Source organism: Frankia sp. Hr75.2 (assembly GCF_949319125.1).
In the GTDB taxonomy this organism is placed as follows: Bacteria; Actinomycetota; Actinomycetes; order Frankiales; family Frankiaceae; genus Parafrankia; species Parafrankia soli.
This window is the reverse complement of the sequence record NZ_CASGGV010000055.1, coordinates 108,307-116,702: the sequence shown is the minus strand read 5'-3', so window position 1 is coordinate 116,702 and position 8,396 is coordinate 108,307. Positions and strand designations below refer to the sequence as shown.

6 protein-coding genes are annotated in these 8,396 nt (G+C 70.1%); all 6 read right to left on the bottom strand.

Features of this window, described 5'->3' with window-relative positions; genetic code table 11:
• Positions 1-142 precede the first annotated feature (142 nt).
• Positions 143-1,084 (bottom strand): SDR family NAD(P)-dependent oxidoreductase, encoded by a 942-nt coding sequence (locus AC559T_RS06245; RefSeq protein WP_112105667.1) that lies wholly within the window; start codon positions 1,082-1,084, stop codon positions 143-145.
• A 42-nt stretch (positions 1,085-1,126) separates the two neighbouring features.
• Positions 1,127-2,953 carry a flavin-containing monooxygenase gene (locus AC559T_RS06240; protein ID WP_498868058.1) on the bottom strand — a complete coding sequence of 609 codons (1,827 nt, stop codon included), beginning with the start codon at positions 2,951-2,953 and terminating at the stop codon, positions 1,127-1,129.
• Between the two features lie 76 nt (positions 2,954-3,029).
• Positions 3,030-4,412, bottom strand: a complete 1,383-nt coding sequence (locus AC559T_RS06235; protein ID WP_112105666.1) for an aromatic ring-hydroxylating oxygenase subunit alpha — start codon at positions 4,410-4,412, stop codon at positions 3,030-3,032.
• Positions 4,413-4,502: 90 nt separating this feature from the next.
• Entirely contained in the window at positions 4,503-5,348 is an 846-nt protein-coding gene (locus AC559T_RS06230) for an SDR family NAD(P)-dependent oxidoreductase (RefSeq protein WP_112105665.1), read from the bottom strand.
• 6 nt (positions 5,349-5,354) lie between these two features.
• Entirely contained in the window at positions 5,355-6,950 is a 1,596-nt protein-coding gene (locus AC559T_RS06225) for an SMP-30/gluconolactonase/LRE family protein (protein WP_498868057.1), read from the bottom strand.
• Between the two features lie 119 nt (positions 6,951-7,069).
• Positions 7,070-8,380, bottom strand: coding sequence for a cytochrome P450 (locus AC559T_RS06220; protein ID WP_373693861.1), 1,311 nt, complete (start codon positions 8,378-8,380; stop codon positions 7,070-7,072).
• Positions 8,381-8,396 lie beyond the last annotated feature (16 nt).

Below are 8,396 nucleotides of genomic sequence, written 5' to 3'. Positions count from 1 at the left end.
CCATTGGTAGTCAGGGAACGCCGGTACCGGCCCGCGGTACGGTTTCCCATCCCCCTTCCGATCCGGGTGTGCGCTGGTCCGTGTCTGCGGTGCTGCGTCAGTGCGGTGGTGCGGTGCGGGTGGTGCGGTGTCGGTGCGGTGGTCAGGACGCGTTCGCGGCGCCCTTCGCGGCCATCGCGAAACTGTTGACGATGTGGTCGACGTGCGCCGAGGGCACGACCGGCAGGATCCAGGGGTCGCTCGTGTCGCGGATGGTCTCGAGCTGCTCCCCGACCTGCTCGACCGTCCAGGACGGCTGGTACACGCCCGGGGTCTCGGCGATGAAGACGCGGGCCACCCGGCCGGCGATCGAGGTCAGCATCTCCCCGGTGATCGAGCAGGACTCGTGCGCGAGCCAGCCCACGGTGGGAGCCACCAGCTCCGGCCCCATCGGCGGGTAGGCCGAGGTGTCGATCCCCTCCGCCATCCGCGTGATCGCGGCGGGGACGATGATGTTGCTCTTCACGCCCGACGCGGCCCCTTCGAGCGCGGCCACGTTCGACAGCCCGATCATTCCGGTCTTGGACACGCCGTAGTTGACGACCCCGGCGTTGCCGTACAGCCCGCCGATCGAGGAGGTCAGCACGATCCGGCCGTACCCCGCCGCGACCATCAGCGGGAACGCGGCCCGCACGACGTGGAACGCCCCGCGCAGGTGGACGTCCAGGACGGCGTCGAAGTCCTCGTACGTCATCTCCGCCAGCGGCGCCGGGCGGTGCGTCCCGGCGTTGTGGATGAGGATGTCGATCCGGCCGAAGCTGTCGATCGCCGTGTCGATGATCGCCTGGCCGCCCGCGGCCGTGGCCACCGAGTCGGTGGAGGCGACGGCCTCGCCGCCGGCGGCGATGATCTCCTGGACGACCTGCTCGGCGGGGCCGGTGTCGAGGCCCTCCCCGCTCATGCTGCCGCCCGGGTCGTTGACGACGACCTTGGCGCCCAGCGAGCCGAGCAGCAGGGCGTACGCGCGCCCCAGACCCCGGCCGGCACCGGTGATCACGGCTACCCGGTCATCGAACCGGGCTGCGGGCAGTGTGGCCTCAGACATTCAATGGTCCTCTCGCGACGTGGGTGAGCAGGCGGGTGGTCGTCATTTGCCGAGGACGAGCCCCGCCATATCGCCTGAGTCGCGCCACTCCTGCAGCAGCTCGCCGAAGGCGTAGAAGCCGGCCCAGTAGGGGTCGCCGAGGACCGACCGGATCTGCTGCTCGCCCTCGTTGTTGTAGTAGCCGGGCGTGCACTCCCGCGCGAAGTTGGTGTTGTCGATCTCCGCGGCCCGGACCGCCGCGACCCACCCCTCCTGCGCGTCGAAGGTGGGTTCGACGGTCACCGCGCCACGGGCGAGGGTCTCGGAGATGATGTGGGCGATGTGCACGGCCTGCTGCTCGAACATCGCCGGCACGGCCGCCGTGACGCCGCCCTGGATGTAGCCGGTGAAGAACTGGTTCGGGAAGCCGTGCGTCATGATCCCGTGCAGGGTGCGGTACCCGTCGACCCAGTGCTCGTAGAGCGACCGGCCCTCGCGGCCGGCGTACGGGTGGATCGCGAGCCGGCGGTCGAGGTCACTGGTGATCTCGAAGCCACTGGCGAACACGATGCAGTCGACCTCGTACTCGACGCCGTGCGCGACGATGCCCTTCGCGGTGATCCGCTCGACGCCCTTGGTCTCCGCCACGTCGATCAGGGTGACGTTGGGGCGGTTGAAGGTCGGCAGGTACAGGTCGTTGAAGCACGGCCGCTTGCACAGGAACCGGTAGTACGGCTTCAGCGCCTCGGCGGTTGCCGGATCCTCGACGATCGCGTCGATCCGCTGCCGCAGCCGCTCCATCACCTGGTAGTCGACGAGCTCGCGCAGCTCCATGAACTTCGCCGGGTCCGCCAGCGCCGCCCAGCCGTTGGTGGCGTCCAGCTGCGCCTGCAGGTTACGGCTGATCTCGGTCCAGCCGTCGCAGATCAGGTCCGGCTGTCCCGGCGCGAACGCCTCGTACGCCGCGGCGTGGAAGTTGCGCCGCCGCTCCTCCTGCCAGCCCGGCTGCAGCGCGCTGGCCCACTCGGGGTCGGTCGGGACGTCGCCGCGTTCGTCGATCGAGGAGGCGGTGCGCTGGAACACGTACAGGTGCTCGGCGGTCTCGGCGACGTACGGGATGACCTGCACACCGCTGGCCCCGGTCCCGATCACCGCGACCTTCTTGCCGGCGAGCTTGTCCAGCCCGCCGTGCAGGTCGCCGCCGGAGTACTCGTAGTCCCACCGGGCGGTGTGGATCGTGTGGCCCTGGTAGTCGGCGATGCCGGGGATGCCCGGCAGCTTCGGCCTGTTGAAGGGCCCCTGGCACATCACCACGAACCGGGCGCTGATCTCGTCGCCCCGGTTCGTCGTGATCTTCCAGCGTTTCGTCTGCTCGTCCCACTCCTGCGAGCGGACCAGCGTGCTGAACACGGCGTGCTCGTACAGGCCGAAGTGCTTCCCGATGCGCTGGGCGTGCTCCAGGCACTCGTCGCCCCGGGCGTACTTCTCCTTCGGGATGTAGCCGACCTCCTCGAGCAGCGGGAGGTAGCAGTAGCTGTCGGTGTCGCACTGGATGCCGGGATACCGGTTCCAGTACCACACGCCGCCGAAGTCGCCCGCCAGATCGATGATCCGGAAGTCGGTGACGCCCTGCTGCTGAAGCCGCGCCGCGGCCACCAGGCCGGCCCAGCCACCGCCTAAGATCGCCACGTCGATGTCCTCGACTATCGGCGTCCGGGGCACGACCGGTGTGTACGGGTCGGCCTCGTAGAACTCCTCGAAGTCGCCCTCGGTCACCACGTACTGCTTCTGGCCCTCACGGCGCAGGCGCTTGTCCCGCTCTCCCAGATACTTCGTCCGGAGCGCGTCATGGTCGACCTCGGGCGTCTCGGTCGGGGCACAGTTCTGCATGCACATTCCTCGGATCTGGGCTGGTGCTCGGGTCACTCGTCAGGCGCCGCGGCGGGATTCGCGGGAGAGGCTGGGTCTAGGCGAGTTTGTGAGGCTCGCCGGTTCCCATGTACTTGGCCAGGTTGTGGTGCAGGTTCACGACACTGCGCTCGCGGTACGGATTAGGCTTCGGCCCGGAGAAACCGCCCGACTTCATGCCCTGCTGCACGGCCGACATGTTCGCGAAGTCCTGCGGCAGCACCGTGCGCCAGCCCGGGTCCTCCGGCGGCGTGAACTCCCACTTGGTCTCCGGCTCCCCGCCGGCCGGGTAGAGCTCGTAGACGGCGGCCTCGAAGATGCACTTGTCGGGGTCGTAGCCGTAGGGCCGGGCGCTGTAGCAGAGCATGTTGTTCAGCGCGTGCCCGATCTGGAAGTTCGGGAAGATCTGCCAGGCGGTGCCGCTCTTCGCGACGATCTCCGGGGGGACCGTCGGCCACACCACCCCGCGGGCGGCGTCGTCCCGGCGGGCCGAGGCGAGCCAGTGCTGCAGCACCTCGCCCGGGGGCGTCCCCTCCGGGAGCTCCTCGGTCAGCCGCTGGGCGGCGTCGACGAGGGTGCGGGTGGTGTTGGTGTTCGCGTTCTCCCAGGTGAAGTTCTGCAGCTCGATCGTCGACAGCCGGGCGTCCGGGCCGCTGCCGATCCGCAGCTTCGCCTGGTTCTCCTCCATGCCCTTCGGCGCGTCGTACCCGATGTTGCTGTGCCGGCCCTGCGCCCGCGCCCAGCCCAGGAAGTTCCCGAAGTTCATGAACTCCGGATGGGTGTACGGCACGTGGTAGGTCTCCATGAACGCCTCGAGGGCGACCTTCCAGTTGCAGTCGAAGACCAGCCACTTGCGCCACCGGTAGCGCATGTTCTCGAGCTGGAAGGGGTCGAGCAGCGACGCCGCCGGCTCCAGGTACTGCCGCAGCGGCTCGGCGTCCGGGTCCAGGTTCACCCAGATCCAGCCACCCCAGGTGTCGACCTGGACGTCCTTGAGCCCGGCCTTCTCGTCGGTCAGACCGCACGGCCAGTCCTCGCGCTCGGCCGCGAACGTGTTCTCGCCGTCGAGGTTGTACCGCCAGCCGTGGAAACCGCACACGAACTGCCGCAGCTGGCCGCGGGCGTCGCGCGCCCCCTCAGGGGTGTCGACCAGCCGGCGGCCCCGGTGCGAGCAGACGTTGTGGTACGCCCGGATCCGGTCCGGCGCCGAGCGCACCACGACGAGCGAGTCGTCCAGGATCTCGTACGTCAGGAAGTCGCCGACCCGCGGAATCTCCTCGACCCGGCCGACCTGCTGCCAGACCTTCCGCCACAGCTTGTCCCGTTCGGCCCGGGCGTACTCCGGGGAGAGGTACGCCTCCACGCCGATCTCGAGCGGTTCCGACAGCGGCTCGACTGGAGTGGAAACTGTTTCCTGGATGTTGTCGAGAGTCTCGCTCATGACATTCTCCAACCCGCGTCACGGGGTAATCGGGTTCGGGTGTGGCCTAGGTCCGGGATCTGGCAGAAAACAAACAGAATCGCTTCGGCGTCAGCGCAGGAGGGACGCGCGGAACTCCTCGTCCTTCAGGAACAGCGACGTGTTGTCGGCGCCCAGATGGGTCCACCTGAGGTTCAGGCCGCCGTCCACGAGAATCGTCTGCCCCGTGATGTACGAAGACAGGTCCGAAAGGAGGAAGAGGATCGCTCCGGCCTGCTCCTCCGGGCGGCCGCGGCGGCCCGCGGTGATGGCACGGCGGTCGCGGTCGGGGTCGGCGTCCACATACGCGCCCGACGACGGGGTCTCGGTCACCCCGGGCGCCACGGCGTTCACCCGGATGTCGTCCCCGGCGAGCTCGACGGCCAGCGTGCGCGTCGCCGCCACCACCCCCGCCTTGGCGGTGCCGTAGGCGACGTGGAACGGCGCCGTGTTCATACCGCTGATCGAGGAGACCGACACGATCGACCCGGGGCGGCCCTGCGACTTCAGCTCGGCGGCGACCGCCTGGCTGAAGAAGAACATCGTCTCGAGGTTCTGGGTGAACAGCGCGCGCCAGTCCTCCCGGGTCACCCGGGTCGCCGCCATCCACGTCGCGGGGGCGGCACCTCCCGCGACGTTGACCAGCCCGTACAGGTCGCCGTCCGTCCGCGAGGCCGCGTTCAGCACCGTCGCGATGCCCTCGTCGGTCGAGGCGTCCGCCGCGACCGGCACGACCGGCAGCCCCTCCTTCACCAGCGGCCCGATGTGCGTGTCGAGGTTCTCCTGGGAGCGGCTCACCGCGAGCACGGTCGCCCCGGCGCGCGCCACGGCGCTCGCCACCGAGGTTCCGATGCCGCCGCCGCCCGCGCCGGAGACGATGACGATGCGCCCGTCCAGGTTGAGGAAGTCGTTCGTCATGTCGCCTCAGCCCTCCCGCCGCAGCGCGAGCACGCTGCCCTCGGCGTCAGCAGATAGGTAGAGCGTGCCGTCCGGTCCGGCGGCGATGCCCGCGAACGGGCCCTGCGGCCCGGAGAAGGGCGGCAGCCCGCGCAGCGGCTTGGGCGTCACGCCGGGCGGGGCGCCCACCGGGAGGTCACGGGCGATGGTCTGCCGGGCCCCGGTGCCGAGGTCGACGCTGATCAGCTGCTTCGTGCCGGCGTCGACGATGAGGAGCTGCCCGCCGCGCACGAGGATTCCCTGCGGCTGCTCCAGGCCGTCGACCACCGTGTCGACGCGGAAGCCGGAGATCGTGACGACCCGCCCGGCGCCCGACTCGGAGACGAAGAGCGTGCCGTCCGGGCCGAACGCGACACCCAGCGGATCGTTGAGCCCGGACGCCAGCTCCTCGACCCGGCCGGAACGGATGGAGAGCACGCGGCCCTTGCCGAGCTCCGCGGCCACGACGTCGCCGCCCGGGGCGACCACCACGCCGTAGAGCTGGTCGAGCTCGTCGGCCAGCACCTCGCTCTCCGCGCTCGCCGGCCGGTAGCGGGTGACCTGCCCGCCCGAGGTGGTGACGATGAACTCGCCCGCGCCGACCGCGGTGACCCCGCGGACGAAGCCCGGGTAGCCCGGGGAGAAGAGCATGCCGAGCGTCTCCGGCTTGCCGCCGGGGCGCAGGAGGTAGAAGTACGTCCCGTCGGCGATGTAGAGGTTGCCGTCCTCACCCACGGTCAGGTCCAGCGGCCAGTTCAGCCCGCCCGGCAGCGTCTCGCGGGTCGCCCCGCCACCGAGGATCTCGGTGATCGACCCGGTGAAGTTCGAGACGAACAGCCGGTCGCCGACGAAGGTGCAGTTGTCCAGGCCAGGCGTGAGGGCGGCCAGCACGGTGCGCTCGCCGTTGCGCGGGTTGATCCGCAGCACCTCGCCGGAGGCGACCTGGGTGGAGACGATGAAGCCCTCGGGGTCGAACTTCAGCGAGTCCGGGACGCCGAGATCCCCCACGACCCGCTGCGGCTCGCCGCCCTCCGGGTCGATCCGCCAGATGTCGTTCGTCCCCATCACCGGGTAGTACAGGAGGCCGTCGGGGCCGACCTCCATGGCGTTGGGCATCGCCAGGTCCTCGAGCAGCACGCGGGGCTCGCCGCCGTTGAGGTCGAGCTCCATCAGGCGACCGCCGACCCGGCACTCGTTGACGAACAGCCGACCCTGGTGGACGGTGATGCCGTTCACGCTCGGGAGATCGTCGCGCAGCACCCGGGTGTTGCCGTCGGCGCCGCGCACGCTCACCCGGCCGTCCATGACCTCGGTGGCGTAGAGGTCGCCCTGCGGGCCGAAGGCCACGTCGTCGGGGGCGATGATCGCGCCGCCCTTCGCACTGATGGTCTCCAGCTGGCCGGTCTCGACGTCGAGTGCGCTGATCTGGCTGCCGGTCACCTGCGCCACGTAGACGCGGCCGTCCGGGCCGGTGCGTAATCCGTTCGCGCCGAAAAGTCTGCTCGGCGACGTGAGCCGGTCCAGGCTCCATCCTTCGGCGAGGCCGATGGATGCGGCGCTGTAGCGCGCCCCTTGCGACAACATGGTGACGGACTCCCGAACCTCGTCGTTGAGATGAAGAATTTCGGCTACCGGCCCGCGCGGGATGTCGACTCACGCCGCGGGCCGGTCTCACCGGGACCGGTTCTCACCGGGGAGGGCCGTTACCGGGAGTCGGACGCCGCCGGCGTGAACTCGAGCTGCAGGTGGGTCAGGCCGCGCAGGATGAACGTCGGGAGGTACTGGTAGTTGCGGGCGCCCGCGGGACCGTGCACGCGCTCGGAGATCCGGATGTCGGCCGTGCGGTCGAGCAGCCGCTCGATTCCCGCCCGGGCCTCGGCCCGGGCCAGCGGCGCACCGGGGCAGCTGTGGATGCCGCGCCCGAACGCGATGTGCTGACGTGCGTTGGGGCGGGCGACGTCGAGCGTGTCCGGGTCGGCGAAGCGGCGGGGGTCGCGGTTCGCGGCCCCGTTCACGACCATCACAGTGGTGCCGGCGGGGATGTCGACCCCCCCGACCGTGGTCGGCACCCGGGCCAGCCGGAAGTCGCCCTTGACCGGGCTCTCCAGCCGCAGCGTCTCCTCGATGAAGTTCGGGATCCGGTCGCGCTCGGCGCGCAGCAGGCGCTGCAGGCCGGGATTGTCGGCGATCAGCTTCGCCGCGGTGCTGACCAGCCGGACGGTGGTCTCCTGGCCGGCGGAGAACAGGTTCGCGGCCACCCGCACGACGTCGATGACCTCGGGGGTGGAGCCGTCCGGGAACGTCGCGGTGGCCAGCCCGGTGAGGACGTCGTCGCGGGGCTCCCGGCGACGGGCCTCGATGTAGGTCGTGAAGCGGTCGTAGAGGAACTGCAGCGGGGAGTGCTCCATCGAGTGGTCGCCGGTGCTGCCCACGCCGCCGCCCTCGGCCGGCCGGTGCTGCAGCCGGTCGGTGAACTCCTCGTGGTCCTCCTCGGGCACGCCGAGCAGGTCGGCGATGACGAGCAGCGCGAAGGGGCCGGCGAACCCGCGGATGAACTCGCCCTCGCCGCTGGCGAGGTAGTCGTCCAGCAGCCGGTCGGCGAGCCGCCAGATGAACTCCTCGTTCTCCTTGAGCCGCTTCGGCGTGATCAGCCGCATCAGCAGCGCGCGGTGATCGGTGTGCATCGGCGGGTCGAACGTTGGGAGCTGGTCGCTCATCGGCAGCTCGGCACGGTGCCGCTCGATCAGCTCGGAGATGTCGTCGCCCTCGAGGCCCTCGAGCGGGACCGGGAATCCGGGAAACGGCCCGGTTACCGAGGTACACGACGAGAATCTGTCGGAGTCGTGGAACACCGAGACGGCTTCCTCGTAGCCCGTCACCATCACCACGCCGTGGTGCGGCTCGCGGCGGACCGGACACTGCTCCCGCAGCGCGTGGAAATAGGGATAAGGGTCCGCGACGAGCTCGTCACCCCGGAAGAAGTCGATCGCCTCGATGTTCTTCACCGTCTGCACCGCATCCCTTCGACAC